Genomic DNA, 26,046 nt, shown 5'->3' with positions numbered 1-26,046 from the left:
ACGACGTTCCCAGACAGGTAGGGACCTGATCTCCCTCTGACGTGAGGCGCGGCACGCCCCGCGTCATCGCTGACTCGGTACGAGATCGGAATATTTCCGTTTGGATGGATTTGGCCAACATTCTTGAAAAACAAGTCTCGCCATTGACTGGTTCAGTTCAGACGGTGACGATTCGCGCCCACGGCACCTGCTGGGGGGGCCGTCCCACCGTTGCGAGGAAAGATCCGAATGACGCTTAAGAGAGCGTTGATTCCGGGGTGCGTGATCGCACTCTTCTCGTTGGAAACAATGGCGCAGGAAGCGAGCCCGCCCGCCGCGGAACCGCAGCCGGCACCCGCCGCTCAAGCTCCCGCGACGCCGGCGCCCGCGGAGGCGGCCCCGGCCAGCACCACTCCGACGACTCCCGCTCCCGCCGCCACGCCCGCCCTGGGCCGCACCGTGAAGGGGCGCGTCGCGGACCGACTGACGAACGAAGGTCTTCCGCTCGTCCGCGTCATCATCAAGGGCACCACGCAGGGCGTGGAGACGGAGCTGGACGGCACCTTCTCGCTGCCCAACGTTCCCGCGGGCTCCGTCACGCTGCTCTTCTCCAGCCAGGACTACGGCGAGCGAGAGGTGCGCGTCGGCGCCACGCAGAACAACGTGACGGTGGCGCTCGACAACATCTTCTCGGAAGAGATGGTCGTCGTCGGCCGCGCCTCCGAGCTGGCCCGTAAGCACCTGGCCAACTCGGTGGCCTCCGTCAGCGCGGAGGAGATGAACCGCGCTCCCGCGCAGACCATCGACCAGGCCCTCCAGGGCAAGGTCGCCGGCGCCAACATCCAGCAGAACTCCGGCGCCCCGGGCGGCGGCATCCAGATGCGCCTGCGCGGCGTGTCCACCATCAACGGCTCCACCGCGCCGCTCTACGTCATCGACGGCGTGCTCGTCAGCGACGTGGCCATCGCCTCCGGCGTGTACGTGGTGACCGACTCCGTGGGCGGCTCCAACCCGAACCCCACGCAGGACAACCAGGTCAACCGCATCGCGGACATCAACCCCAACGACATCGAGAGCATCGAGGTCCTCAAGGGCGCGTCCGCCGCCGCCATCTACGGCTCCAAGGCCGCCAACGGCGTCGTCATCATCAACACCAAGCGCGGTCGCGCCGGTGAGCCCAAGTTCGAAATCACCCAGCGCGTGGGCCTGTACACCCTGGCCAACAAGCTGGGCACCCGCCGCTTCGAGACGGTGGAAGAGGCCGTCGAGCAGTTCGGCCCCGCCGCGGCCGACTACTACACGGGCCGGACGTACGACCACGAGGCCAAGCTCGCGGGCCGCCGGGATTTGTCCACGGAGACGCTCGCCAGCGTGAGCGGCGCGTCGGGCAACACCAAGTACTTCGCCTCCGCGATGCTCCGCAGCGACGAGGGCATCATCGCCAACACGGGCTACGACAAGCAGTCGTTCCGCCTGAACCTGGGTCAGTCGCTGGGCGACGCGGTGGAGATCAACGTCGCCACCAACCTCATCCACACGTTGGGCCAGCGCGGCCTCACCAACAACGACAACCAGACCATCACCAACTACATGGTGCTGCCGAACGTGCCCGAGTTCCTCAACATGGAACCGAACGCGCAAGGCGTGTACCCCGTCAACCCGTTCCTGCCCAACGGCGCCAACCCGCTGCAGACGTCCGCGCTGGTGAAGAACGACGAGGACGTGTGGCGCTTCATCGGCTCCGGTGATGCCACCTTCCACCTGTGGAAGAATGACGAGAACCACCTGCGCCTGCTCGCCAACGCGGGTGTGGACCGCTTCCAGCAGGAGAACCGGCTGCTGTTCCCGCCAGAGCTCAACTTCGAGCCGGTGGACGACACCTTCCCGGGCACGTCGCTGTTCGGCACCAGCCAGGTGCGCAACATCAACAGCGGCATCAACCTGGTGCACTCGTACAAGCCCGCCTCGAAGTTCCTCACCGCCACGACGTCCGGCGGTGTGCAGTTCGAGGAGCGCCGCATCGACTCCACGTACATCGTCTCCGAGAACCTCAACGCCGGTCAGCCCGGCGTGGACAACGGCACCGTGATTGGCGTGCGCGACACGTCGACGCACATCCGGGACCGCGGCTACTACGTCCAGGAGGAGATTGTCACGTTGGATGACCGCTTGACGCTGGTCGGCGCCATCCGCGGCGAGCAGAGCAGCGCCAACGGCAATCCGAACAAGCTGTTCTTCTACCCGAAGCTGGCGTCCGCCTACCGCATCCCCACGAACATCGCGGCCCTCAACGAGCTCAAGGTCCGCGCGGCCTACGGCGAGACGGGCAACCAGCCCCTGTACGGCATGAAGTTCAGCGGCATGAGCGCGCTGGGCAACGTGCAGGGCACGCCGGGCCTCGTCGGCACGGGCGTCGCGGGCGACCCCAACATCCGTCCGGAGCGCCAGCGTGAAATCGAGGCCGGTATCGATGCGCTGATGTTCGGCGGCGATGTCACGGTGGAGTTGTCGGTGTACCAGCGCGCCATCAGCGACATGCTGCTGCAGCGCGCCCTGCCGAGCTCCACGGGCTTCACCACCCAGTTCGTCAACGGCGGCGCGCTGCGCAACCGCGGCATCGAGGCCATGCTCCAGGTGACGCCGGTGCGCGGGGCGGTCGAGTGGACGAGCTCCGCGACGTTCGCCCTCAACCGCAGCAAGGTGACGAGCCTGCCCGCGGGTTCCTTCCAGGCGGGTGGCTTCGGCAACTCCCTGGGCGCGTTCTTCATCGAGGAGGGCTCTTCCGCCACGCAGATTGTCGGCAACGTGGGCCGCGACGAGAACGGCGTGCCCATCGTGAAGAAGATTGGCGACACCGAGCCGACCTTCACGCTCGGCTGGGCCAACACCCTGCGCGTCTCGGACGTCACCCTGTCCTTCCTGTGGCACTGGCAGCAGGGCAGCGACGTCATCAACCTGACGCGCTTCCTGTATGACGGCGCCGGCACGTCCGTGGACTACGAGACGGCGGGCCGTCAGCGCCTGCAGGACCGCCGCAACAACGCGGGCATCTACGTGGAGGATGCGTCCTTCTTGAAGCTGCGCGAAGTGACGCTCAGCTACAACCTGCCCAAGAGCTGGGTGTCCGCGATTCCGAAGCTGCAGAACGCGCGCCTCAGCCTGAGCGGCCGCAACTTGCTGATGTTCACCAACTACTCGGGTCTGGACCCCGAGGTGAGCAACTTCGGCAACCAGGCCATCGCTCGCAACATCGACGTCGCTCCCTTCCCCCCTAGCCGCAGCTTCTGGACGTCGCTCGACGTCGGGTTCTAGGCCATGAATATCAACCAGACGAAGAAGACCGTGGTGGCGCTCTGCGCCGTGCTGGGCCTGGGCGGCTGCGGCAGCCTGGACATCGGCGACCTGAACAACCCGAGCCTGGACGAGTTCAAGAACAACCCCACCAGCTCCGCCGTCAACAGCGCTTCCACGGGTCTGATCATCGGACACCGCGCGGGCGTGGCGATACAGAACGGCTACGTCGCGCAGCTGGGCACCATCGGCCGCGAGGCGTACGTCTTCGACCCCGCGGACCCTCGCACGGTGGAGGAGATTCTCGGGCCGACGCTGGACCCGGGCGCCGGCGCCTTCGGCGGCAACTTCTGGGCGGCCCCCTACTCCAACATCCGCAACGCCAACACGGTGCTGGCGGCGCTGGACAAGGTCGCGGCCTTCACGGACGCGCAGAAGGAGGGCATCCGGGGCTTCACGAAGACCATCCAGGCGCTCGACTTCCTGGTGGTCATCAACACCCACGACACCAACGGCGCGCCCATCGACGTGGACCTGCCCCTGGGCCAGCTGGCGCCCATCGTCGGCAAGGCCGAGGTGTTCACCCGCATCGCGACGCTGCTCGATGAGGCGGCCGCTCACCTGGACAACGCGGGTGACGCGTTCTCGTTCCGGATGAGCACCGGCTTCGCGGGCTTCGATACACCGGCCACGTTCCGGCGGTTCAACCGCGCCATCAAGGCGCGTGTGTCCGTGTACATGGGCCGGAACGAGGACGCGCTGACGGCGCTGAGCCAGTCGTTCATCGACGCCACCGCGTCCGCTGACGACGGCGCGAAGGCGGGGGCCATCACGTCGCTCAACGTGGGCGTCTACCACGTGTTCCGGGCGGCCTCCGGCGACGTGGACAACAGCCTCCTGAGCGTCACCATCTACGCCCACCCCTCCCTCGAGACGGATGCGCCGCGCCAGGCGAACGATGCGCTGGATGACCGGCTGACGCGCAAGACGCGCAAGCTGGCGGCGCCGGCGAGCGCCGCGGGTGGCCGGCTGACGACGGACCTGGCCTTCACGATCTACCCTTCGGCGGACTCGCCGGTGCCCATCATCCGCAACGAGGAGCTCATCCTCCTCCGCGCGGAGGCCAACATCGGCCTGGGCCAGATTGGCCCCGCGGCGGATGACCTCAACTACATCCGCACCCGCTCCGGCCGGCTGGCGCCTCGCGCGGACATCACCGCCGCGAACGCCCTGGACGAGCTGCTGGTGCAGAAGCGCTACTCGCTCCTGTTCGAGGGCGGGCACCGGTGGATCGACATGCGTCGCTACAACCGGCTGAACGAGCTGCCCCGCAACCTGGATGACAGCTACGGGCCGCACGAGCGCTACCCCATCCCCGTCGCCGAAATCAACGCGCGGCCGTAGCAAGAGGTAGCAAGACAGATGGACACACAAGGGCCTCCAGGGACGAAACCTGGAGGCCCTTCGTCGTTCAGCGCCCCTTGGGCAGTCCTGCGCGCTCCGCCACGAGCGCCCCCAGCGCGGACCAGTCCAGGTCCCCATGCCCCTGGGCCACGCCACTCAGGTACTGGTCCCTCACGAGACTGGCCAGCGGCATCGGCACCTCCGCCGCGCGCGCCGCCTCCAGCACCAGCCCCACGTCCTTGAGCCCCAGCCGCATCGCGAAGCCCGCGGGGGAATACTTCTCCTCGGCGATGGCCTGCGCGTAGCGCTCGAAGATGGGCGAGTTCGCGAAGACGGCCCGAAACAGCTCCATGAACTGCTTCGGTTCGATGCCTGACTTGCGCGTGAAGGCGAACGCCTCCGCGAGCGCCTCCAGCATCGACGCGATGAGGAAGTTGCCGGAGAGCTTCACCACGTTGGCCATGGACGCCTGTTCGCCCAGCACCGTGAGCCCCCGCCCCAGCGCCTCCAGCAGCGGCCGGCAGCGCTCCACGTCCGCCTTCGCGCCCGCCGCCACCACCCAGAGCTGCTTCGTCGCCGCGGCCTCGGGACGGCCGAACACGGGCGCGGCCACGTACCCCTGACCGGCGCTCGCGTGCGCGTCCGTGAAGCGCTGGGAGAGCGCCACGGAGATGGTGCTCGACGAGACGTGCACGGCGCCCTTCGCCAGCCCCGAGATGATGCCTTGGGGGCCGAAAGCCACGCCCTCCGCCGCGCTGTCGTCCGCGAGCATGCTGAAGACGACCTCCGCGCCCCTCGCCGCCTCGGCGGGCGAAGCCACCGCGCGGGCGCCCTGCTTCACCAGGGGCTCACCGCGCGCGGCGGAGCGGTTCCACACCGCCACCTCGTACCCCGCGGAGAGCAGACTCCTCGCCATGGGCAGTCCCATGTTGCCCAGTCCCACGAAACCCAGCTTCATGTCGCGCTCCCGTCCGTTCGGTCCGCGCCAACCTGCGCTTTCGCGTCCGGGCGCCGCAAGCACGCTGTCCACGTGCGTCCAGGAGCCAACGCCCGGGCCTACTCCGGACGGTCCTCGGAGACGTCCAGGTGTTCGAAAGCACGGCCCAAGAGCAGCACGCCCAGGACCACCTCCCCCGCCAGGACGGCGGAAGCCGCCGCCGCGCCCAAAGGCAGCGCCCACACGTCCAACGAGGACCACAGGGGGAAGCCCACCACCGCGCCCGCCAGCGCCGCCGGCAGCAGGCCCACCAGCGACACCACCAGCGAGCCCATCAACGTCAGCAGGCGTTGGCCCAGTGCCTCGATTCCGCGCGCGCTGCCCGTCCGGTCCGCGGGCACCCACGCGGGGAACAGCACCACCGCGGCGTTCTGCACGAAGAGCCCCGCCAGTGACATCGAGGGCAACAGCAGCGCGAGCGCCACCCCGCCCGGCCACCACCACGTCATGAGCCACGGGTCCTCGGCGCCCGGGCCACTCAAGAGGCCCACCGTGAGGAGTCCGAGTTGGAGCAGGCCCACCATCAGCGCCGACGCCGCCAGCTCCGCGCCCACCACCTGCCAGCCCGCCAGCGGCAGCGCGCGCAGCAGGTCCAGCTTGGGCAGGTCCATCCGCAGGTCCATGCGGAAGACGCTCGGCCCCACCACCGCCATCATCGCCGCGAGCGACACGCCCAGCGGCCCCAGCACCCGGCGCGTGTCCGTGAAGAAGCGCGACTCGCCCATCATCGCGACGATGGCGCACCCCAAAAGCAGCGAGGCCAGCACCGACGCCACCCCGCCCGCCATCCGCCTGCGGGTGATGAGGTTCTTCCAGATGAGCGCCACCTCCGGCCGACCTCGCGCCGACAGCCGGAAGGGCGCCTTGCGCGACGAGACCGCCCTTCCCTTCGCGACGCCACCCGAGGCCCGCTGCGCCCGCTCGCGGGTGCGCGTCTCGGCCTGCGTCACCGCGGACTCCTCGAAAGGGACTTCCGCCAGCCGCACCCAGACGTAGTGCGCCAGCGCCAGCCCGAGCACCGGCGGCACCACGCTCAGGAACGCGCTCGAGTCCTGGGCCAGCGCGGGCGCCACCAGCAGTCGCGCTGGCCACAACACCGCGCTCAACCCCGGTGAGGCCACCACCGCCTGCACCCAGTTGCGCAGCACCCCGGGAACCGACAGCGTCCTCGGAAAGGGGTGCGCATCCAGCGCCGCGTACGCCGCCAGGCCCACCGCCGCGAGCACGCACCCCAGCGCAAGCCAGCGCGCCACCAGCCCCCGCGTGCCCCACGTCTCCGCCCAGCGCGTGCGCATGAAGGACGCGGCCGTGGCGTGCAGGTACAGCGTCCCCAACGACAGGAACGCGCCCAGGAAGAACAGGCCCGGCGCGTGACTCACCAGCCGACCGACGAACAGCGAGGCGAACAGCGCGCCCATCGCCGCGCCCAGCACGCCGCGCGCCAGCTTGTAGTGCAGGAGCGAGGTTCGGGTGACGGGCGCGGGGAAGAGCTGCACCACCTCCGACTCCGTGAAGGTCAGTGAGGGACGGTCCGGCCCTAGCGCCCACGCGGAGAACACGGTGACGAGCGCGGAGAACACCAGCGACAGCTCCGCGAACAGGCGCACGCCGGGAGGCACGTTGCTCAGCGCCCCGCCGAACTCCAGCCGCCGCAGGAAGATGGAGTAGATGTAGCCCAGCCCCACCAGGGCCCCGACGAGATAGCGCGGCCTGCGCAGTCGCTGGAGCTGGAGCCGCAGCCGGTTGCGCGAGGAGGCCAGCCACAGGAAGACGACGGCGCTCGAGAAGCTCACGGCGGGGGCTTCTCCGTCCCGGCTCCGCTGGTGATGCGCACGAAGAGGTCCTCCAGCGACGCGCTCTCCCCCTCCGGGCCACTCAGCCGCGAGCGAATCGCCTCCAGGCTGCCCAGCGCCATGGCCCGCCCTCCGGCAATCACCAGCAGCCGGTGACACAGCTCCTCCACCAGCGGCAGCAGGTGCGAGGACAACACCAGCGCCGCCCCCTCCTCCGCGCGGCGGCGCAGGGACGCCTTCATCCGACGGATGCCAATCGGGTCCAGGCCCGTGAGGGGCTCGTCCAGCAGGATGAGCTTGGGCGAGTGCAGGAAGCCGCAGGCGATGGACAGCTTCTGCTTCATGCCGCGAGACAGCTCGCCCGGCAGCGCCTTCTCCTTGCCCGTCAACTCCATCTCCTCCAGCAGCGCCTTGCCTCGCTCCTCCCAGTCCTCCACGCCGTAGAGGCGCGCCGTGAAGTTCAGGTGCTCCCACACCGTGAGGTAGTCGAAGAAGCGAGGCTCGTCCGGAAGGAAGGCCAGCTCGCGCTTGGCGTCCACCGCGTCCTTCGCCAAATCGTAGCCCGCCACCACCACCCTCCCCGACGTGGGAGGGAGGATGCCCGCCAGGCACCGCAGCGTGGACGTCTTGCCCGCGCCATTGGGGCCCACCAACCCGAGCACCTCGCCGGGCGCCACCGCGAAGGTGAGGCCCTGCACGGCGTTCACCGCGCCGTAGCGCTTCTCCAGGCCCGCCACCCGCAGGACGAAGTCCATTCGCGCGCTCGCCCTCAGTCCAGCTTCAGCAAGTCTTTGACGGTGTCCATCACCACCTTGGCCTGCACGGGCTTCACCAGATACGCGCTCGCGCCCAGCGACAAGGCCCGCTCCCGGTCCGCCGCCGCGCCCTCCGTCGTGATGACGACGATGGGCACATGGCGATGGTCCGTCGCATGACGGATGTGGTGGATGAGCTTGAGTCCATCCATCAACGGCATGTTGATGTCAGTGAGCACCAGGTCGAAGCGGCCCTGGGTCAACTTCTTCAGACCCTCGACGCCGTCCTGCGCCTCCGTGCAGGCCATCCCGCTGATGCGCTGCAACGCGTACATGATGCTGCGTCGCATGGCCTGCGAGTCGTCCACCACCAGGGCTCGAATCTGCTGCGTCATGACTCGCCCAGACTAACACCCGGGACTCGTCCACCGCCCGCTGTTCCGCGTGCCCTCATCGCCGTCGCCGGGCGAGCGTCGCCAGCGCGGGTCCGATTTCCCCCAGTCGCAGCACCCGCTTCACCGCGCCCGAGGCGATGGCCTCCCCTGGCATGCCAAACACGACGGCCGTCTCCTCCGACTCGGCCCACACCTCGCCGCCCACGCGCTGTACCTCGCGCGCGCCCGCCGCCCCATCCGCGCCCATGCCCGTCAACACCACCGCCAGTGCGCGGCTGCCCAGCACCTGCGCCACGCTGGTGAAGAGCCGGTCCACGCTCGGCGCGTACTTGTCCAGCGGCGTGGGAGGCGGCGTGTGCAGCTCCAGCCGCGTGCCACGCTCCACCACCACGAGGTGCCTCCCACCAGGAGCGATGTACACGTGCCCCGGCTGCACCGGGTCCCCGTCGGTCGCCTCCGTCACGGTGAAGGGGCCGATGCGGTCCAACCGGTCCGCGAAGGCCCGGGTGAACTGCGCGGGCATGTGCTGACTCACCAGCACGCACGGCGTGGGCTCCGCGGCCAGTCCCTCCAACACGCGCTGCACCGCCGGAGGCCCACCCGTGGAGGCGCCGATGGACACCACCAGCGGCAGCTCGCCCGCCACCGCCAGGGCCCGCGCCCCGGGCGAGGCGTGACGCTGCCCTGGCCGCACGTGCAGCGCCGCGCGCACCTTCTCCAGCAGCTCCTGACGGAGGACCTCCAGCTCCGCCGGGGTGCCCTTGGCGGGCTTGGCGATGAAGTCGAACGCGCCCAGCTCCAGCGCCTTGAAGACGTCCGAGCGGTGCGCATAGCTGGAGATGACGATGACGGGCGTGGGCGCCGTGCGCATCAGCAGCCGCAGGAACGTGTAGCCGCCCAGCTTCGGCATCTCCAAGTCCAGCGTCACCACGTCCGGCTTCAGCTCCAGGACCTTCTTCAGCCCCTCCTCGCCGTCGGCCGCGCGGTCCAACACCCGGACGTCCGGCGCGGACTCCAGCAGCGTCGTCAGCGTGTGCCGGTTGTGCGCGGAGTCGTCGATGACGAGCACGGAGACAGCCTTCCGCCCGCTCATCGCGCCTCGCCCCCCGTCAGCTCCGGCCGCCGGTACACCAGGTCGCCTCGCAGGTGCACCAGCTCGAAGTCCGCGCCCAGGTTGAGCAGGTTCTCCGAATGGCCCAGCAGCAGATAGCCTCCCGGCACCAACCGGTCGCGAAGGATGCGCAGCACCCGCCTGCGCGCGGACTGGTCGAAGTAGATCATCACGTTGCGGCAGAACACCGCGTCCATCTTCATCACCAGTTGGCTGCCCGCCTCGTCCAGCAGGTTGTGGTGGCCGAAGGACACCATCGACCGGACGTCGTCACGCACCCGCACCTTCGCCTTGCCCGCCGGCACGAAGAAGCGCTCCAGCAGGTCCGCCGACGTGGCGCGCAGCGCGGACGGCCCATACTCCGCGCTCCGGGCCATGGACAGCACGCGCCGGGAGATGTCACTGCCGTACACCTCCACGTCCCAGTCCTCGAAGCGGCGCTCGTCCTTGAGAAGCATCGCCAGCGTGTACGCCTCCTCGCCGGAGGAGCACCCCGCCGACCACAGCCGCAGCCGCTTCGTGCGTGCGTTGCGCTTCTCCAGGAGCGGCAGCAGCTCCTCTCGGAACGCCTTGAGCTGCGAGGGCTCGCGGAAGAAGTACGTCTCGTGCGTCGTGAGCGACTCGACGGCTGCCTCCAGCTCCGCGTGCCGGTTCGCGTCGTAGCGGAGGTAGCGGTGGTACACGCTGAAGTCCGACACGCCCAGCGCTTCCAACCGGGGCCACAGCCGCCGCTCCATGACGAACTTCATGTCCTCGTGCACCAGGATGCCGCAGTGCGAGTACACGTGGTCCCTCAGGAGCCGGAACTCCTCCGCGGACATCTCCGGCCGGCTGTCGTCGAAGCGCGCCACCCCGTGTCCCCTCGCTCAGCGCCGAGACAGGCGCGCCACCGCGTCTGCCAGCGCCTGTCGGGCCAGGGCGTCCGACTCCGCCTCCAGCGCCCGCCGGGTGGGGCCCAGGCTCTCCGGCCCGCCCGACTCCCCCAGCACCCGCGCCGCCGCCGCCCGCACGTCCCAGTGCGGATGCTCCAGCAGGGACTCCGCCAGCGCCACACCCTCCCGAGACACCGCCCCCGCCGACAGCACCGCCTTCACCACCTCCGCGTCCGGATGATTCGAGGCCTCTCTCAACACGCGCGCGCCCACGCGTCCCAGCCGCGACAACGCGCGCACCGCCGCCACCGCCAGCGCCCCATCGGGGTGGCGCACCAATGGCTCCAGCTCCGCGACGCGGTCCGTGGCGCCACTCTCGCCCACCGCGTCCACCGCCGCCCGTCGCACCGACGACTCCTCGTCCTGGAGCGCGGAGCGCAGCAGCGCCCCCGCCTCCGAGCCTCCCAGTCGCCCCATGGCCCGAGCCCCCGCCGCCCGAACCGGCGCCGCCTCGTCCGCGAGCGCCGCGCGCGCCAGCTCCCGTCCCACTCCGCCGTCCACCTCGCCCGCGACCTCCACCGCCGCGGCGCGCCACCGGGGGTCCACGTCCCGCGCCAGCTTGCGCAGCGAGGGCAACGCGGGAGCGCCACCCACCCGGCCCAGCGCCGCCACCGCCACGGGCGTCGCCCTCCGAGCCACCGCCTCCTCCAGCGCCGCGAGCACCGCCCCGCGACAGCTCCCCGCGAGCACGCCCAGCGCCCGCGTCGCCGCGCCCGCCGTCGCCGAGTCCCTCAGCAAATCGACCAGGGGGCTCGCCGCCTCCGGAGAGCGCGTGCGCCCCAGCGCTCGCACCACCACGCCGCGCAAGTCGTCCTCCGCCCACTCCAAGAGCGCGCACAGCGGCGTGACGGACGTCTCATCCACCAGGTCCACCAGGGCCTCGGCCGCCGCCGCCCGCGCGGGCGCTGACAGGTCCGACATCCCCGCGAGCAACGTGCGCCCACCCTCCGCGCCCAGCCGCCCCAGCGTGCTCAGCACGTCCCGAAGCAGGCGGTCCTCGCGAGCGGCCTCGGCCACGGGCACGGCCAGGGAGGCCTCGCCCAGCGCCGCCACCGCCAGCAGCGCGCCCGCGCGCACCGTCACGTCCTCCGACTCCAGCGCCTGGGCCAGTCGAGCCACCGCGTCCGGCAAGCGCCGCAGCGCCGCGTGGATGACCGCCTCCAGCTCACCGCGCCGCGCGGACTCCACCAGCGACGCTTGCATGCCGAGCGCCGCGAGGGCCGCCTCGCGCACGGAGCGGGTGGAGGACTCCAGTCCCTGACACAGCAACTCCGTGGCCGCCACCTGGGGAATCAGGCCGAGCGCCCGGAAGGCACTGCGCCTCAGTCGCGTGTCGTCCAACAGCGATACCACCACCGGCAGCGGCGGAGGACGGCGCAGCAGCACCAGGCCCTCCAGCGCGGACAGTCGGAGCAGCGGCTCCGCGTCGTTCAACAGGCGCTCCAGCGCGCGCGCGCCGTGCTCACTGCCCACCCGGCCCAGGGCCTCCGACACCGCCACGCGCACGTTGAGGTCCGGGTCCTCCAGCGCTTGCACCAGCGGGGCTTCCGCCGCATGAAGCCCGAGCTGCCCGAGGATGTCCGCCGCGAACTTGCGCTGGTCCGGGTCAGGATGTCCCAGCAGCTTCACCAGCGGGCCCAGGGCGGCCAGTCCCAGCCCCACCAGCGCCTCCGCCGCCGCGTTGCGAGCCCCCGTCTCACCGCGCTCCCCCAGCACGTCGACGAGCCGGAGCGCCACGTCCGTCGGGGAGGACAGCCGCTGGAGCCCCTCCGCCGCCGCGTGGCGCACCCGCCAGCTCTCGTCATGGAGCCCCGCCACGAGCACGTCCAGGCTGCCCCCGCCACGCGGATCCAACTCCTGGAGCGACCGGTAGCGCTCCTCCTCCGCGGGAAAGACGGGCAGGTGACTCATGACTCGAGGACCTGGGCGGAGCCTTCCTGGGCGTAGAACCAGATGGCGTAGATGCCCAGACAGGTGCCCAGCGGGAAGTTGAACAGCCCAAGGATTCCCACGATGAGGGCCAGCACCCGCGACCACCTGCGACGCTTCAACAGGCCGATGCCGGCGATGACACCTGGAAGGCCGAACGCCAGGACGCACGCACTGAGCCCGCCGCCGATGAGCCAGTAGGCGACCTGGTCCCGGGCACGGGCCTCTTCGCCCACCATCATCAACCCGCCGAACGCGAAGAAGATGCTCAACGCGATGCCCGCCAGCACGGTGAGCGCGTTGATGGCGATGAGCGCGATGCCCAGGATGCGGCGGTGGTTGTCCAAGTCACTGCGCTGCATGTCCATCGTCATCCCTCTTCACTTCGTCGGGCGCACCGCTTCGTGCTCCAGCTCCGCGCGCAGCAAGGCCTTCAAGTCGAGCAGCAACCGCAGACGGTCCGGAGGGCCACACACGCCCACCACGAAGGGCGAGCGCCCCGACACCCGCAGCGCCGGCGCGGGCTTGATATCGCCCCGCCGCACGCGCAACACCTCCGCCACCCGCTCCACCCGCACCGCCACCCGCCGCGCGCCCAGCCGACACACCAGGAGCCGCGCCTTGCGTGACTCCACCGAGGGTTGGCCCTGGAGCTGGCGGCGCAGGTCCACCACCGGGAGGATGACGCCCCGCAGGTGAAGCACGCCCTCCACGAACGAGGGCGCATGCGGAATGGGCGTCACGCGCTGGAGCGGCAGCACCTCCTCGACGCGCTGGATATCCAGCACGTACTCCTCCTCGCCCACGAAGAAGGCGCAGAGCTGCACGAGGGTGTCCGGCTGCTCACCGGGCGCATCTGGCCCCCCCGAGGGGTGACGCGCCAGCAGGTTGACGGAGTCCTTCATGGCGCCAGCGCCTGTTCAGGGTCCAGCAGGATGTACAGCGAAGGCCCGCGTCGGCCGATGCCCACGACACAGTCCTTGTCTCCCCGTCGCAGACCGGGCGGTGGCGGCTCCAGCATCGAGGGCTTGAGCTTCACCACGCCGGACACGGTGTCCACCCACACTCCCGCGGGCCCCGTCTCCGTGCGCAGCACCAGGATGCGCGCGTCCCGAGGAGGCACGGGCGCGTCCGGCCCGGCGACCAGGGGTGCCTTCTCGGCCAGCCCCAGCCGGACCTTGATGTCGTACGCGGGCAGCAGCTCCCCGCGCAGGTTCATCACCCCGAGCAGGTGGGGCTCGGCCCTCGGAATCTCCGTCAGCGGGGGCACCTTGGAGATTTCGCGCACCGCGCGGATGGGCACCGCATAGGACTCACCCTCCAGGCGGAAGGACAGGTACTCCTCCGGGACTTCCTCGGGCGCGGCCGAGGCGACACCGTCGCTGCCGGCGGCGAAGTCCTGCAAGCCGCTGACATCCTCGTCCGGACGGAAGAAGAAGTCGTCGAGCAGTTCGGCGAACCGGGACACAGCGCGTGAGGATAGCAGCCGGCCAAGGCGGACGTCAGGCCCGCCTTCGCTCCAGGGCCAGTCCCTCTTCCAGCAGCGCCGCCACGTCCAGCACCAGCACCGGCCGCCGGTTCCCCAGGTCCGTGGCCCCGGAGATGCCCCGGACGGACTGCAACCGGCCGCCCAGGGGCTTGGTGACGATGTCCTGCTGGCCGAACAGCTCGTCCACGGCGATGCCCAGCCGCTCCTGCGCCAGCCCCACCACCACCACGAAGTAGCGGCTCACGGGCCGCTCCGGCAGGCCGAACAGCCGCGACAGCCGCACGAAGGGCAGAGTCTGGCCCCGCACGTCCAGCACCTCGCGGCGCTCCATGGTGCGTATCTCCCGAGGCTGGACGGAGAGGATCTCCAACACGCTGTTGAGCGGCACCGCGTACGTGCGAGCGCTCACCCCCACCACCAGCGCGCGGATGATGGCGAGCGTGACGGGCAACGTCAGGTGGAAGGCCGTGCCCTTCCCGCGCTCGCTCCACACGTCGATGATGCCGGAGAGGTTGCCCAGGTTGTTCTTCACCACGTCCAGGCCCACGCCTCGGCCGGAGAGTTCGGACACGCTGCGCGCGGTGGAGAAGCCCGGCAGGAAGATGAGGTTGAGCAGCTCCCGGCGCCCCATCTCCTCCGCCTGCGCGCGGGTGATGAGGCCGCGCGTCAACGCCACCTCGCGCACGCGCAGCTCGTCGATGCCCGCCCCATCGTCACTCACCTGGATGACGACGTGATTGCCCTTCTGCTCGGCCCGCAGCGACACCACCGCGCGCCGGGGCTTGCCCGCCGCCAGCCGCGTGTCCGGTGACTCGACACCGTGGTCGATGGCGTTGCGGATGAGGTGCATCAGCGGATCGCTCAGCTCCTCGACGATGAGCTTGTCCAGCTCCACCTCGCCGCCGCCGATGACGAAGTCGATCTCCTTGCCCGCTTCGCGAGTGATTCGGCGCACCAGCCGGGCCAGTTTGTCGAACACCTGGCCCACCGGCACCATCCGCGCTTCCAGCAGGCCCTCCTGCAGCGCCTCCAGCTTGCGCTCCAGGCCCCGCGTCTCGCGCGCCAGCTCCTGGCCGAACAGCTTCGACAAAGGCACCACGCCTTCCTGCCGCGCCGACTCCGCGAGCCGCTGGAGGCTGGCCTTGATGAGCAAGAGCTCGCCCACCATGTTGATGAGGCCATCCAGCTTGCCGATGTCCACGCGCACCGTCTGCGTGAGGGAGCGCAGCGACGGCTCGGCCAAGGCCGATGCGGCCCCGGCTCCCGCCTGAGACGCGCCCGAGGGCGTTGCCGCGAGCGCGGGCGCACGGCCTCCGGGCCCCTGGAGATACGTCACCAGCGAGGGGCCCTTCGTCGAGGGGGCGGGTTCTCCGTCGGGCTCGGAGTCCTGCCCGGACGCGCCCGTCTCACCCTGCTCCGTGTCGGAGGGGTCCGACGCCAGCGGGAACAAGGGTTGATGAGTCCCCCCATCCGTCGCGGCGCGCACCCCGCGACTGGCGGGAGGCGAAGTCCCGGTGGAGGCCTCGGGCGCCGAGCCGACGCCCAGGGTCCCCAGGACGATGGCGGGCGATTCGGTGGCGCGGACCAGGGCCTCGGCGCTTCGGGTCGTCGCGGGCCTCACCGCGAGCCGCGCCAGCTCCGCCGGAGTGCCCTTCAGCCCCGACTCCAGCTCCGGCACGGAGACCTGGGTGCCGAAGATGAGGTCGAAGGCGATGCCATGCGCGCCACCGGGCTGGGCCGACGGCAGCGTGCTGATGACCTCGCCCAGGGGCTTGAGGCGCGTGTTCAGGTCCGCCAGGCCCTTGTCGAAGTCGGACAGGTCGAACGCGGCGCGCACGCGCCACATCGACACGCCCTTGCGCACGTTCTCCCGGAGCCGGTGCTCCTCGTACTCGGTGAAGACGGAGCGCACCTGCGCTTCCAGCTCCAACCGGTCCAAAGGGTCTTCGTCCCGAGCGACGGGCGCCTCGCCCAGATGCCCCAGCCGCTCCGCCATGCCGTCCGCGCGCCGCGTGAGGCCGTCCGTCTCCGTGCCCCGCGCCGTCTCCGCCAGCAGCGCCTGGAAGGCGTCCAGCGCTTCAATCAGCGTGTCGAGCACCGCGTCGTTCAAGTGCAGCTTGCCCAGCCGCAGCCTGTCGAGCAGGTCCTCCGTCCCGTGCGCCAGCCGGGAGATGCGCTCCTGGCCGAAGAGCCCCGCCAGGCCCTTGAGCGAGTGCGCCGCGCGGAAGATGCCGTTGACCCGGTCGGGGTCCGCCTCCTGGCCGCGCCGCTCGTCCAGCACGAGCAGGTCCTTGCCGAGCGCCTCCAGAATCTCGGTCGCCTCGGCCACGAACTCGGCCAGCGCCTTGCTCGGAGCGCTCACGGCAGCTTCAGGTAGCGGCGCAGGAGCCCTTCCAGGCTGCCCGGCTTGAACGGCTTCACCAGGTACTCCGCCGCGCCCAACGCCAGGCCCCTGTCGCGGTCCTGCTCGCGCCCTTCAGTGGTGATGATGAAGAGCGGGACGTCGCGGTAGTTGGGGTTCTTCTTGACGAAGTTGATGAGCTCCAGCCCGTTGATGTCGGGCATGTTGATGTCGGTGATGATGAGCTCGAAGCGGTGGCGCGGCAGCAGCTTCAAGGCCTCGAAGCCGCTCGAGGTGACGACGGCCTCGATGCCCTCCACGGCCTCCACGGTCGACGCGATGTACTCGCGCGACGCCTTGGAGTCCTCGACAATCAGCACCTTGACACGCATGAGCGCACGCCCCGGACGGTTCCCCCACTCTAACAGAAGGCCTGCCCGGTCGCTGCGCTTCAGCCCTTCCTGCCTGGTAGGAGCCGGACGAGCGCCTTGTCCACCAGGAGGGCCACCCGTCCGCCCTTGAACGCTGGGACGAAGCCCTTCTGGAAGCCCTCTGCCCGCGCCGCGTCATCCAGCGAACCCCCGGCGGGAATCTCCAGCGCCACCGACGCCACCTTGGCCCGGCTCAGCACCTTGCCCGCCCCGGCCAGCGCCTCCTGGAGTCCCTCCGCGTCGAGCTGACGACGGGCCCCCAGGCCGACGACGAAGATGCGCGGCACCTCCAGCTTCCCATCGGAGGGGAGCAGGAGCCAGTCGTCCTTCTCGCCGGAGAAGAAGCCGCCCTTGAGCACGCGCGACAGCACGCCACACAGGCGCCAGTCCACGTAGCCCGCGGTGGCCGGCAGGGGCCGGTCATCCTGCGCCACGAAGAGACACAGGGCGTCCACTCCGGACAGCGAGTCCAGCCCTTCCATCCCGATGTCGTGCGTCGTCGTCTGGCTCACGGCGCGTCCCTTCTTCCGCTCGAAGCTCCGCTGCTCAGGCCTTGTTCAGCGCCACGGCCACCCGGTCCAACAGGCCGTTGACGAAGGCGCTGGACTCCTCCGTCCCGAAGTTCTTCCCCAGCTCCACCGCTTCGTTGATGGTGACCTTGCGAGGGATGTCCGGACGGTACTTCAGCTCGAAGATGCCCACGCGCAGGACGTTGCGGTCGATGCGCGACATGCGGTCCAGCCGCCAGTTGTGGCTGTGCGACTCGATGAGCCGGTCGATTTCCGCGCGGTGGGCCTGCACGCCCTCCACCAGCTCGCGGGCGAACTTCACCGCGTCCGGCTCGCGCTTCTCCTCTTCCGACGCCGTCCAGGCCGACTCCAGGGCGTCATTCACGGACGCGCCCGCCGCCATCTCCAACTGGTAGAGCGCCTGCAACGCCCGCTCACGTCCCGTTCTGCGCGCGCCCATGACTAACCCTTCCTCGTCGCATCGAGCGCGGCCAGCTTGCCGTACAGGTTCACCATCTCGATGCAGGCCAACGTGGCCTCGGAGCCCTTGTTGCCGGCCTTCACGCCGGCCCGGTCGATGGCCTGCTCCACCGTGTCACACGTGAGCACGCCGAACGTGACGGCCGACGGGGGACTCGCCGCCGCGGCGCTGAAGGCCACCGCGCCAATGCCCTTGGCGCACTCGCCCGCGACGTAGTCGAAGTGAGGCGTGCCACCCCGGATGACGGCGCCCAGGACGATGACTCCCGTGTACTGACGCGACTCCGCGACGCGGCGCACCAGCCCGGGCAGCTCATAGGTGCCGGGGCAGCGGTACACGTCCACGTCCGCGTCGGCCACGCCGTGACGCACCAGGGTGTCGACAGCGCCCTTGGCCAGCTCCTCGGTGATGAAGCCGTTGAAGCGGGCGACGCAGATGGCGAAGCGGCCCTTGGGGGGGAGGAAATCACCTTCGATGTAGCGAGGCATGCGGGGCTTCCTACACCACCCAGGCCCCGGCGTCGCCTGCTACGGCGTCCCGAAACCCGCCGCCCGGAGGGCCGCCTCGGACACCCCACCCGAGGCTGGAGCGCCCGCCTGCCCCCGCTGGAGCAGGTACAGGCGCGCCACGTACTTCCCAATCGGGTCCGCCTCCAGGTTGACCCGGGCGCCCACCTTCTTGGCCCGCAGGGTGGTGCGCTCCTGCGTCTCCGGAATCAGCTGGACGCTGAAGCGGTCCACCCCCACGGTGTTGACGGTGAGACTGATGCCGTCGATGGCCACCGAGCCCTTCTCGATGAAGTACGGCGCTAGCGCCTCCGGCAGCCCGAAGACCATCACCCACGAGCCCCCCTCCGGGTAGGTCTCCAGCACCGTGCTGACGCCGTCCACGTGCCCGGAGACCAGGTGCCCGCCCAGCCGGTCCCCCAGCGCCAGGGCCCGCTCCAGGTTGACGCGGTCGCCCGGCCGCACGGCGTCCAGCGTGGTGCGCCGCAGCGTCTCCGGCGCGGCCTGCACGCGGAAGCTGTCGCCCGTGCGCTCCACCACCGTGAGGCAGGCGCCATCCACGGCGATGGACTCGCCCAGCGCGAAGGCCTGCGCGCCCAACGACGTGCGAATCCACAAGTCCGTCATCCCGCCGGGAATGACGCGCTCCACTCCGCCGATGTCCTGAATGAGCCCGGTGAACATGACGGGGGCTTATAACGGACCCGCCGTCGTCACGCCCACGGACAACCGGGGCCCCCGGCGTGTCCGCCATTCAACGGCCCCTGGGCTCCTCTCCCCGGACTCATGCATGAGCCGAAGGGAGGCACCGCGAGTCCGGGCCGGACCTACAGCAGCGCCTGGAGCAGGATGTCCTGCCCGTGCTGCTCGAAGGTGAGATCCTTGACCGAGAGGGCCTGGGTCATCTCCTTCACGCCCAGGTCGCCCGCCCAGGACATGCCCTGGCGGCCCAGCAGCTTGGGGGCGAGGAACAGGGCCAGCTCGTCCGCCAGGTGCTCGCGCAGGAAGGAGCCGTACATCTCCGCCCCGCCCTCCACCAGCACGTGGTTGAGGCCGGACTTGCCCAGCCGGCGCAGCAGGGCCTTCAGGTCCACCCGGTCGCCCTTCGCGCGCAGCTGCCACACCTCCACGCCCTGGGCCAGGAAGCGCTTCGCCTTGCGCCCCTCCGGGTCCTCCAGCGTGGCGATGATGGTGCGCGCGGGGCTCTTCTGGGTGAAGACGGTGTAGCCGGGCGACAGGCGCAGGTGGCTGTCCACCACGACGCGCAGCGGGTCCTTGCCCTTTCCTCCGGGCAGCCGCGTGGTGAGCTTGGGGTCGTCGTGGCGCACGGTGTTCGCGCCCACGAGGATGACGTCCACGGAGTCGCGCAGCCGGTGCACCCACTCGCGCGCCTTCTCGCCCGTCACCCAGCGCGAGTCCCCCGTGGCCGTGGCCAGCTTGCCGTCCAGCGTCGCCGCGGCCTTCAGCGTCACCCAGGGGATGCCCGTGCGGATGGACTTGAAGAAGGGCCGGTTGAGCTTGTCGGCCTCCTCCTGGAGCACGCCGGTGACGACCTTCACCCCGGCGCGGCGCATCCGGGCCACGCCCTTGCCGCTCACCTTGGGGTTCGGGTCCGAGGAGCCGGTGAAGACGCGGCGCACGCCCGCTTCGATGATGGCCAGGCTGCACGGCGGCGTGCGGCCGTAGTGGTCGCACGGCTCCAGCGTGGAGTAGAGGTCCGCGCCCCTCGCGCGGGAGCCGGCGGCCTCCAGCGCGACGACTTCGGCGTGCGCGGTGCCGGCCTTCTTGTGATAGCCGCGGGCGATGATGCGGCCGCCCTTCACCAGGACGGCGCCCACCACGGGGTTGGGGCTGGTGCGGCCCAGGCCCTTGGCGGCTTCCTCCAGGGCGATGCGCATGAAGAACTCGGCCACGGCGCGGTCGAAGTCCGCCGCCCGTTTCGCCCGGGGCGCCCTGGTGGCTTCCAACCTGGCCCGCGTGAGCAGCCGCATGCGTATCCCCTCAGCTTCCCCGGCCCGGTGCGAGGGGCGGCTTCGCCTTGCGCTCGCGCTCCTGGTCCTCGAGCAAATCCTTCAGCTCGTGCATGAACTCGGAGATGTCCCGGAAGCTCCGGTACACGGACGCGAAGCGCACGTAGGCCACCTCGTCCAGCTCCTGGAGCCGGCGCATGACCTCCTCGCCGATGACGGACGAGTTGATCTCCTTCTCGCCCATGCCCTGCAGCAGCCGTTCGATGGCCACCACCGTCTCCTCGAGCTGATCCGCGGACACCGGCCGCTTCTCACACGCCTTCTTCAGCCCGCTGACAATCTTGTCCCGGTCGAACGCCTCGCGCCGGCCGTCCTTCTTCACGATGAGCGGGTAGAGCTCCTCCACCCGCTCGTACGTGGTGAAGCGGCGCTTGCAGGCCAGACACTCGCGGCGCCGTCGGATGACGGAGCCCTCATGTGACTCGCGAGAGTCGATGACCTTGTTTTCGGCATCCTGGCAGAACGGGCAGCGCATGGAGACGGAGCAGAGCTCCTGGTCCCTTCGATTACTTGAGGCGCGAGGCGTACAGGGGGAAGCCCTGGGAGAGTTCCTTCACCTCGCCGCGGATGCGAGCGAGCGCCGCGTCGTCCTGCGCCGCGTCCAGCGCCGCGCCGATGAGCCTGCCCACCACCGCCATCTGGGCCTCGCGCATGCCGCGCGTGGTGATGGCCGGCGTGCCCACCCGGACGCCCGACGTCACCATCGGCTTCTCCGGGTCGAACGGAATCATGTTCTTGTTCACGGTGATGCCCGCCTTGCCGAGCACCTCTTCGGCCACCTTGCCCGTGAGCTTCTTGGGCCGCAGGTCCACCAGCATCAGGTGGTTGTCCGTGCCTCCCGACGTCAGCCGCAGCCCCGCCGACTTCAGCGCCTCCGCCAGCGCCTGCGCGTTGGCGACAATCTGGCGCTGGTACGTCTTGTACTCGGGCGTCAGCGCCTCGCGGAAGGCCACCGCCTTGCCGGCGATGACGTGCATCAGCGGGCCGCCCTGGATGCCGGGGAAGATCTGGCTGTTGATGCTCTTGGCGTAGGGCTCGCGGCCCATGACCAGTCCCCCGCGAGGACCGCGCAGCGTCTTGTGCGTGGTGCTGGTGACGATGTCCGCGAAGGGCACCGGCGAGGGGTGCACGCCCGCGGCCACCAGGCCCGCGATGTGCGCCATGTCCACCATCATCGCCGCTCCGACCTCGTCGGCGACCTCGCGGAACTTCGCGAAGTCCAGCGTGCGCGGGTAGGCGCTGGCGCCCACGACGATGACCTTGGGCTTGTGCTCACGCGCCAGGGACTGAACCTGCGCGAAGTCGATGGTCTCCGTCTCGCGCGTCAGGCCGTAGTGGACGACCTTGTAGAGCTTGCCGGAGAAGTTGAACGTGGCGCCGTGGGTGAGGTGGCCGCCGGAGTTCAGGTCCAGGGACAGCATCGTGTCGCCCGGCTTCATCAGCGCCATGTACGCGCCCATGTTCGCCTGGCTGCCGGAGTGCGCCTGCACGTTGACGAAGTCCGCGCCGAACAGCTGCTTGGCGCGGTCGATGGCGAGGTTCTCCACCACGTCCACGACTTCGCAGCCGCCGTAGTAGCGCTTGCCGGGGTAGCCCTCCGCGTACTTGTTGGTGAGCACGGAGCCCACCGCCTCCATGACTGCGGGGCTGACGAAGTTCTCCGAGGCGATCAGCTCCAGGCCATCTTCCTGGCGCTGCGTCTCCTCGCGGACCGTCCGGGCAATCTCGGGGTCCACGTCGGCCAGCGTGCGGGTGTTCTCCATGGCGGCTTTCCTCTCGACAACGGGTACCGCGACGGCCACTAGCCCTGGGACTCGGCCTCGCGAATCATCTGCACGCGCCGCTCATGGCGACCGCCCTCGAACGCGGTGCCGAGGAACGCCTCCAGGATGGCCCGGCCCACGCCGGAGCCCACCACGCGCTGGCCCAGGCACAGCACGTTGGCGTCATTGTGGGCTCGCGCCATGCGCGCTTCGAATTCCGTGGTGCACAGGGCCGCTCGGATGCCCCGGTGCTTGTTGGCGACGATGCTCATGCCAATGCCGGTGCCACACACCAGCACGCCCAGGGTGGCCTCACCGGACGTCACCGCCTTGGACACCCGGGCCGCGAAGTCCGGGTAGTCCACCGAGTCCCGCGCGAACGGGCCCACATCCTCGTGGGCCACCCCGCGCTCCTTGAGCGCCGCCACCAACTCCTGGCGGAGCTCCAGGCCCGCGTGGTCCGAAGCAAGAATGACTTTCACGCGGGCCCTCCTCTCCTGCCGACTAGAAGCGCTTGAACAGCAGCACCGCGTTGGTGCCACCGAATCCAAACGAATTGCTCATCACCGCGTCCACCTTGGCCTCGCGGGCCACGTTGGGCACGTAGTCCAGATCACACTCCGGATCCGGGCTCGTCTGGTTGATGGTGGGCGGCAGGATGTTGCGAGACAGCGCCAGCGCGCTCACCACGCCCTCGTAGCCGCCCGCCGCGCCGAGCATGTGGCCCGTCATGGACTTGGTCGACGACACCGCCACCTTGCGGGCGTGGTCGCCGAACACGGCCTTGATGGCCTTCGTCTCGTTCGCGTCGTTGAAGGGAGTGGAGGTGCCGTGGGCGTTGATGTAGCCCACATCCTCCGGGTTCATCCCCGCCGACTTGAGCGCCAGCCGCATGCAGCGCGCCGCGCCCTCGCCTTCCGGTGCCGGCTGCGTCACGTGGTACGCATCCGAGTTGGCGCCGTAGCCCACCAGCTCCGCGAGAATCTTGGCGCCGCGCTTCTTCGCGGCCTCCATCTCCTCGAGGATGAGCATGCCCGCGCCCTCGCCCATGACGAAGCCGTCACGGTCCTTGTCGAACGGGCGGCTGGCCGCTGCCGGGTCATCATTGCGCGTGGACAGCGCCTTCATCACCGAGAAGCCACCCAGCCCCAACGGGGTGATGGCCGCCTCGGCGCCGCCGGCGATGGCCGCGTCCGTCTCGCCCAGCTTGATGGACTTCCAGGCCTCGCCAATGGCGTGGGCGCTGGTGGCGCAAGCGGACACGGGCGCCCAGTTGGGCCCCTTGCAGTTGTAGCGCATGGAGATGAGGCCAGGCGCCATGTTGACGATCATCTGGATGATGAAGAAGGGCGACAACCGGTCGAACCCCTTCTCCAGGCCCTTGCGGTGCTGCTCCTCCAAGGAGGAGATGCCGCCAATGCCCGAGCCCACGATGACGCCCACCCGCTCCGGCGTGTAGCCGTGCGGCACGTCCGGGCCCACCGGCAGCCCAGACTCCTCCACCGCCATCGCCGCCGCGGCCATGGCGTACTGCGCGTAGAGGTCCATGCGGCGCACTTCACGCCTGTCGATGAACTTCTCCGGCTCGAAGTCCTTCACCTCGCCGGCGATTCGCGTGTCTATCTTCTTGGGGTCGAAGCGAGAGACGAGGGAAATGCCTGAAGTGCCGGCAAGCAACGCCTGCCAGTTCTTCTCGGTTCCTGTACCCAGTGCCGAGATGAGCCCGGTACCGGTGATGACGACTCGACGGTGTGACACGGTCCTCTCCGGTGGCGCCTGGGACGCCGGGGACGCCGCGCTGGACGCGGCATCTCCCCGCCCCCCGGCACGCCGTGGTGCTGCCTACTTCTTGTGGGTGGTGATGTAGTTGATGGCGTCGCCGACGGTCTTGATGTTCTCGGCCTCCTCGTCGGGGATCTCGACCTCGAACTCCTCTTCCATCGCCATCACGAGCTCCACGATGTCGAGGCTGTCGGCGCCAAGGTCCTCGATGAAGGAAGACTCGGGCTTGATCTCATCCTCTCCCACACCGAGCTGATCAGCGATGATGCCCTTGACCTTGGTCTCAATTACGGACGTCGACATAAGTGATGAACCCTCCAGGAACCAGATGTAGGCCCGGAAGGCTTCCCGAGCCCTGTCGAAAGCCGGCGCGGTATATCCCACGCCCGCCGCCAATCCAACCTTGGGTTACATGTACATGCCGCCGTTGACCTTCAGGACCTCGCCGGTGATGTAGGTCGAAGCGTCACCTGAGAGGAAGACAACGGCCTGGGCGACCTCTTCCGGAGTGCCCAGTCTGCCCAGCGGAATGCCGCCAATCATCTTCTGGCGCAGGTCGTCATTCAGGTGGGCCGTCATGTCCGTGGAGATGAAACCCGGGGAGACGGCGTTGACGCGGATGCCACGGCTGGAAAGCTCCTTGGCCACCGTCTTCGTCAGGCCGATGAGCCCCGCCTTGGCCGCCGAGTAGGCCGACTGGCCGGGGTTTCCCATATCCCCCACGACGGAGGTGACGTTCACGATGGCGCCGCCCCGCTGCTTCATCATGGGCCTGCAGGCCGCGCGGATGAGGGCGAAAGGGCCCCGCAGGTTGGTGTCGAGCTGTTTGTCCCAGTCCTCGTCCTTCACCCGCATGACCAGGCCGTCCACCGCCGTGCCCGCGTTGTTGACGAGCACATCCAGCCGGCCGTGCGCCTTGACGATGCCCTCCACGGCGCTCGTACAGGCGTCGGTGTCCGCCACGTCGAAGCGGATGGCCTCGGCCTTCGCGCCCTCGGCGGTGAGCAGAGCCACCGTCTCCTGGGCCGCCGCCTCGTTGCCCGCATAGCTGATGATGACCGTGGAGGCGCCCGCCTTCGCGAACGCCACCGCGCACGCCCGGCCAATGCCGCGCGAGCCACCCGTCACCAGCACCACCTTGTCCTTGAAGCTCATGCGCTCACCCCAGCGCCGCGAGGACCTTCTCCAGGCTCGCGGCGTCCTCGACGTTGAAGAGTTCGATGTCCTTGGTGATGCGCTTGATGAGGCCGCACAGCACCTTGCCCGGGCCCAGCTCCACCACGCGCGTGACGCCCTCGGCCTTCAGCGCCTCCACGCACTCAATCCACCGCACCGGCGCGCTCACCTGCTCCAGCAGCAGCGGGACAATGCGCGCGACGTCCGAGTTGGGCCTGGCCTCCACGTTCGTCACCACCGGCACCGACGGCGCCACCAGCTTCACGCCGCCCAGCACCGCCGCCAGCTTCGGCTTCACCGGCTCCATCAGCGCGCAGTGGAAGGGCGCGGACACCGGCAACGGCATCACCCGCTTGGCCCCGGCCTCCTTGCACTTCACGCCCGCGCGCTCCACCGCCGCCGCGTCGCCGGCAATCACCGTCTGCTCAGGCGAGTTGTAGTTGGCCGGAGACACCACCTGGCCCTCGGCCGCGGCCTCACACGCCTCCTTCACCTTCGCCGGCTCCAGGCCGAGAATCGCGGCCATGGCGCCCACGCCCGCGGGCACCGCCTCCTGCATGAAGCCGCCGCGCGCCCGCACCGACCTCGCCGCGTCGCCCAGCGACATGGCGCCCGCGGCCACCAGCGCGGAGTACTCACCCAGCGAGTGGCCCGCGACGAATGACGCCGCCGGGCCCCGCTTCGAGAACACGGCGTGCGCCGCCACCGACACCGTGAGGATGGCCGGCTGCGTGTTGGCCGTGAGCTTCAGCGCATCTTCTGGCCCCTCGAAGCAGAGCTTGGAGAGGCTGTCGGCGAGCGCGTCGTCCGCGGCCTCGAAGACGGCGCGGGCCTCGGGGAACTTCTCGAAGAGGTCCTTGCCCATCCCCACGGCCTGACTGCCCTGCCCGGGAAACACGAATGCGACCTTCGCCATGTGCGGTCTCTGCCTCCTGAAACGTCCAGTCCGTGC

The 26,046-nt window shown here is 69.8% G+C and carries 26 protein-coding genes; 2 read left to right on the top strand and 24 right to left on the bottom strand.

Translation table 11 applies throughout. The features are described from left to right. The first annotated feature begins 288 nt into the window (after positions 1 to 288). Together G4D83_RS37445 and G4D83_RS37440 are read left to right on the top strand one after the other, a co-directional pair. Entirely contained in the window at positions 289 to 3,291 is a 3,003-nt protein-coding gene (locus G4D83_RS37445) for a SusC/RagA family TonB-linked outer membrane protein (protein ID WP_163869702.1), read from the top strand. 3 nt (positions 3,292 to 3,294) lie between these two features. Beyond that, complete coding sequence (locus G4D83_RS37440) at positions 3,295 to 4,674, top strand: RagB/SusD family nutrient uptake outer membrane protein (RefSeq protein ID WP_163869701.1); 1,380 nt, start codon at positions 3,295 to 3,297, stop codon at positions 4,672 to 4,674. Between the two features lie 67 nt (positions 4,675 to 4,741). On the opposite strand, the gene G4D83_RS37435 is transcribed toward G4D83_RS37440, so the two are convergent. The 24 genes from G4D83_RS37435 to fabD all read right to left on the bottom strand — a co-directional run bounded on the left by G4D83_RS37435 (position 4,742) and on the right by fabD (position 26,010). Next, the gene (locus tag G4D83_RS37435; protein ID WP_163869700.1) at positions 4,742 to 5,632 is read right to left on the bottom strand and encodes an NAD(P)-dependent oxidoreductase; all 891 of its coding nucleotides are present in this window, start codon (positions 5,630 to 5,632) and stop codon (positions 4,742 to 4,744) included. 98 nt (positions 5,633 to 5,730) lie between these two features. Further along, entirely contained in the window at positions 5,731 to 7,464 is a 1,734-nt protein-coding gene (locus G4D83_RS37430; RefSeq protein ID WP_163869699.1) for a putative ABC exporter domain-containing protein, read from the bottom strand. Then, positions 7,461 to 8,219, bottom strand: coding sequence for an ABC transporter ATP-binding protein (locus G4D83_RS37425; RefSeq protein WP_163869698.1), 759 nt, complete (start codon positions 8,217 to 8,219; stop codon positions 7,461 to 7,463). The genes G4D83_RS37430 and G4D83_RS37425 overlap by 4 nt, the downstream gene beginning before the upstream one ends. 14 nt (positions 8,220 to 8,233) lie before the next feature. Then, positions 8,234 to 8,614: a response regulator gene (locus G4D83_RS37420; protein ID WP_163869697.1), complete on the bottom strand. Its 381-nt coding sequence runs from the start codon at positions 8,612 to 8,614 to the stop codon at positions 8,234 to 8,236. Between the two features lie 55 nt (positions 8,615 to 8,669). After that, entirely contained in the window at positions 8,670 to 9,707 is a 1,038-nt protein-coding gene (gene cheB, locus G4D83_RS37415) for a chemotaxis-specific protein-glutamate methyltransferase CheB (protein WP_163869696.1), read from the bottom strand. Then, complete coding sequence (locus G4D83_RS37410; protein WP_240357042.1) at positions 9,704 to 10,576, bottom strand: CheR family methyltransferase; 873 nt, start codon at positions 10,574 to 10,576, stop codon at positions 9,704 to 9,706. Before G4D83_RS37410 ends, cheB begins: the two co-directional genes overlap by 4 nt. A 15-nt stretch (positions 10,577 to 10,591) precedes the next feature. Next, positions 10,592 to 12,568 (bottom strand): HEAT repeat domain-containing protein, encoded by a 1,977-nt coding sequence (locus G4D83_RS37405; protein ID WP_163869695.1) that lies wholly within the window; start codon positions 12,566 to 12,568, stop codon positions 10,592 to 10,594. Beyond that, positions 12,565 to 12,960 (bottom strand): hypothetical protein, encoded by a 396-nt coding sequence (locus G4D83_RS37400; RefSeq protein ID WP_240357041.1) that lies wholly within the window; start codon positions 12,958 to 12,960, stop codon positions 12,565 to 12,567. The genes G4D83_RS37405 and G4D83_RS37400 overlap by 4 nt, the downstream gene beginning before the upstream one ends. Positions 12,961 to 12,966: 6 nt before the next feature. Then, a complete protein-coding gene (locus tag G4D83_RS37395; RefSeq protein ID WP_163869694.1) occupies positions 12,967 to 13,491 on the bottom strand; it encodes a chemotaxis protein CheW in 525 nt (174 codons plus the stop codon). Then, entirely contained in the window at positions 13,488 to 14,054 is a 567-nt protein-coding gene (locus tag G4D83_RS37390; protein ID WP_163869693.1) for a chemotaxis protein CheW, read from the bottom strand. The genes G4D83_RS37395 and G4D83_RS37390 overlap by 4 nt, the downstream gene beginning before the upstream one ends. Positions 14,055 to 14,088: 34 nt before the next feature. Next, positions 14,089 to 16,437: a chemotaxis protein CheA gene (locus tag G4D83_RS37385; RefSeq protein WP_163869692.1), complete on the bottom strand. Its 2,349-nt coding sequence runs from the start codon at positions 16,435 to 16,437 to the stop codon at positions 14,089 to 14,091. Further along, a complete protein-coding gene (locus tag G4D83_RS37380) occupies positions 16,434 to 16,808 on the bottom strand; it encodes a response regulator (RefSeq protein ID WP_163869691.1) in 375 nt (124 codons plus the stop codon). The genes G4D83_RS37385 and G4D83_RS37380 overlap by 4 nt, the downstream gene beginning before the upstream one ends. Before the next feature lie 59 nt (positions 16,809 to 16,867). After that, positions 16,868 to 17,359, bottom strand: coding sequence for a M17 family peptidase N-terminal domain-containing protein (locus tag G4D83_RS37375; protein ID WP_163869690.1), 492 nt, complete (start codon positions 17,357 to 17,359; stop codon positions 16,868 to 16,870). A 34-nt stretch (positions 17,360 to 17,393) separates the two neighbouring features. After that, positions 17,394 to 17,816, bottom strand: coding sequence for a transcription antitermination factor NusB (gene nusB / locus G4D83_RS37370; protein WP_163869689.1), 423 nt, complete (start codon positions 17,814 to 17,816; stop codon positions 17,394 to 17,396). A gap of 2 nt (positions 17,817 to 17,818) precedes the next feature. Further along, positions 17,819 to 18,325 (bottom strand): 6,7-dimethyl-8-ribityllumazine synthase, encoded by a 507-nt coding sequence (ribH, locus tag G4D83_RS37365; RefSeq protein ID WP_163869688.1) that lies wholly within the window; start codon positions 18,323 to 18,325, stop codon positions 17,819 to 17,821. A 39-nt stretch (positions 18,326 to 18,364) separates the two neighbouring features. Next, positions 18,365 to 19,027 carry a riboflavin synthase gene (locus G4D83_RS37360; RefSeq protein ID WP_163869687.1) on the bottom strand — a complete coding sequence of 221 codons (663 nt, stop codon included), beginning with the start codon at positions 19,025 to 19,027 and terminating at the stop codon, positions 18,365 to 18,367. A 143-nt stretch (positions 19,028 to 19,170) separates the two neighbouring features. After that, complete coding sequence (gene ribD / locus G4D83_RS37355; protein WP_163869686.1) at positions 19,171 to 20,334, bottom strand: bifunctional diaminohydroxyphosphoribosylaminopyrimidine deaminase/5-amino-6-(5-phosphoribosylamino)uracil reductase RibD; 1,164 nt, start codon at positions 20,332 to 20,334, stop codon at positions 19,171 to 19,173. Between the two features lie 10 nt (positions 20,335 to 20,344). Further along, positions 20,345 to 20,848, bottom strand: a complete 504-nt coding sequence (gene nrdR / locus G4D83_RS37350) for a transcriptional regulator NrdR (RefSeq protein WP_163869685.1) — start codon at positions 20,846 to 20,848, stop codon at positions 20,345 to 20,347. A 31-nt stretch (positions 20,849 to 20,879) separates the two neighbouring features. Then, entirely contained in the window at positions 20,880 to 22,136 is a 1,257-nt protein-coding gene (glyA, locus tag G4D83_RS37345; RefSeq protein WP_163869684.1) for a serine hydroxymethyltransferase, read from the bottom strand. A 38-nt stretch (positions 22,137 to 22,174) separates the two neighbouring features. Beyond that, entirely contained in the window at positions 22,175 to 22,618 is a 444-nt protein-coding gene (rpiB, locus tag G4D83_RS37340; protein WP_163869683.1) for a ribose 5-phosphate isomerase B, read from the bottom strand. 22 nt (positions 22,619 to 22,640) lie between these two features. Then, the gene (gene fabF, locus G4D83_RS37335) at positions 22,641 to 23,894 is read right to left on the bottom strand and encodes a beta-ketoacyl-ACP synthase II (protein WP_163869682.1); all 1,254 of its coding nucleotides are present in this window, start codon (positions 23,892 to 23,894) and stop codon (positions 22,641 to 22,643) included. An 84-nt stretch (positions 23,895 to 23,978) separates the two neighbouring features. Next, positions 23,979 to 24,221, bottom strand: coding sequence for an acyl carrier protein (gene acpP / locus G4D83_RS37330; protein WP_163869745.1), 243 nt, complete (start codon positions 24,219 to 24,221; stop codon positions 23,979 to 23,981). Positions 24,222 to 24,326: 105 nt separating this feature from the next. Further along, entirely contained in the window at positions 24,327 to 25,073 is a 747-nt protein-coding gene (fabG, locus tag G4D83_RS37325; RefSeq protein WP_163869681.1) for a 3-oxoacyl-[acyl-carrier-protein] reductase, read from the bottom strand. 4 nt (positions 25,074 to 25,077) lie between these two features. Next, positions 25,078 to 26,010, bottom strand: a complete 933-nt coding sequence (fabD, locus tag G4D83_RS37320) for an ACP S-malonyltransferase (protein WP_163869680.1) — start codon at positions 26,008 to 26,010, stop codon at positions 25,078 to 25,080. Between the last annotated feature and the right edge of the window lie 36 nt (positions 26,011 to 26,046).

It is taken from the genome of Myxococcus eversor, assembly GCF_010894455.1.
Taxonomy (GTDB): Bacteria; Myxococcota; Myxococcia; order Myxococcales; family Myxococcaceae; genus Myxococcus; species Myxococcus eversor.
Note: the sequence above shows the minus strand (reverse complement) of the source record. Positions and strands in the feature narration are given on the sequence as shown.

Excerpts from the sequence above, each read along its gene's own strand:
- G4D83_RS37360 (WP_163869687.1), bottom strand. The coding sequence starts at position 19,027 with ATGTTCACCGGGCTCATTCAGGACATCGGCGGAGTGGAGCGCGTCATT.
- ribD (WP_163869686.1), bottom strand. The coding sequence starts at position 20,334 with ATGCGGCTGCTCACGCGGGCCAGGTTGGAAGCCACCAGGGCGCCCCGG.
- G4D83_RS37425 (WP_163869698.1), bottom strand. The coding sequence starts at position 8,219 with ATGGACTTCGTCCTGCGGGTGGCGGGCCTGGAGAAGCGCTACGGCGCG.
- nrdR (WP_163869685.1), bottom strand. The coding sequence starts at position 20,848 with ATGCGCTGCCCGTTCTGCCAGGATGCCGAAAACAAGGTCATCGACTCT.
- ribH (WP_163869688.1), bottom strand. The coding sequence starts at position 18,325 with ATGCCTCGCTACATCGAAGGTGATTTCCTCCCCCCCAAGGGCCGCTTC.
- G4D83_RS37445 (WP_163869702.1), top strand. The coding sequence starts at position 289 with ATGGCGCAGGAAGCGAGCCCGCCCGCCGCGGAACCGCAGCCGGCACCC.
- glyA (WP_163869684.1), bottom strand. The coding sequence starts at position 22,136 with ATGGAGAACACCCGCACGCTGGCCGACGTGGACCCCGAGATTGCCCGG.
- acpP (WP_163869745.1), bottom strand. The coding sequence starts at position 24,221 with ATGTCGACGTCCGTAATTGAGACCAAGGTCAAGGGCATCATCGCTGAT.
- G4D83_RS37420 (WP_163869697.1), bottom strand. The coding sequence starts at position 8,614 with ATGACGCAGCAGATTCGAGCCCTGGTGGTGGACGACTCGCAGGCCATG.
- G4D83_RS37400 (WP_240357041.1), bottom strand. The coding sequence starts at position 12,960 with ATGACGATGGACATGCAGCGCAGTGACTTGGACAACCACCGCCGCATC.
- G4D83_RS37440 (WP_163869701.1), top strand. The coding sequence starts at position 3,295 with ATGAATATCAACCAGACGAAGAAGACCGTGGTGGCGCTCTGCGCCGTG.
- G4D83_RS37380 (WP_163869691.1), bottom strand. The coding sequence starts at position 16,808 with ATGCGTGTCAAGGTGCTGATTGTCGAGGACTCCAAGGCGTCGCGCGAG.
- G4D83_RS37435 (WP_163869700.1), bottom strand. The coding sequence starts at position 5,632 with ATGAAGCTGGGTTTCGTGGGACTGGGCAACATGGGACTGCCCATGGCG.
- fabD (WP_163869680.1), bottom strand. The coding sequence starts at position 26,010 with ATGGCGAAGGTCGCATTCGTGTTTCCCGGGCAGGGCAGTCAGGCCGTG.
- fabG (WP_163869681.1), bottom strand. The coding sequence starts at position 25,073 with ATGAGCTTCAAGGACAAGGTGGTGCTGGTGACGGGTGGCTCGCGCGGC.
- G4D83_RS37405 (WP_163869695.1), bottom strand. The coding sequence starts at position 12,568 with ATGAGTCACCTGCCCGTCTTTCCCGCGGAGGAGGAGCGCTACCGGTCG.
- cheB (WP_163869696.1), bottom strand. The coding sequence starts at position 9,707 with ATGAGCGGGCGGAAGGCTGTCTCCGTGCTCGTCATCGACGACTCCGCG.
- G4D83_RS37395 (WP_163869694.1), bottom strand. The coding sequence starts at position 13,491 with ATGAAGGACTCCGTCAACCTGCTGGCGCGTCACCCCTCGGGGGGGCCA.
- nusB (WP_163869689.1), bottom strand. The coding sequence starts at position 17,816 with ATGGGCGCGCGCAGAACGGGACGTGAGCGGGCGTTGCAGGCGCTCTAC.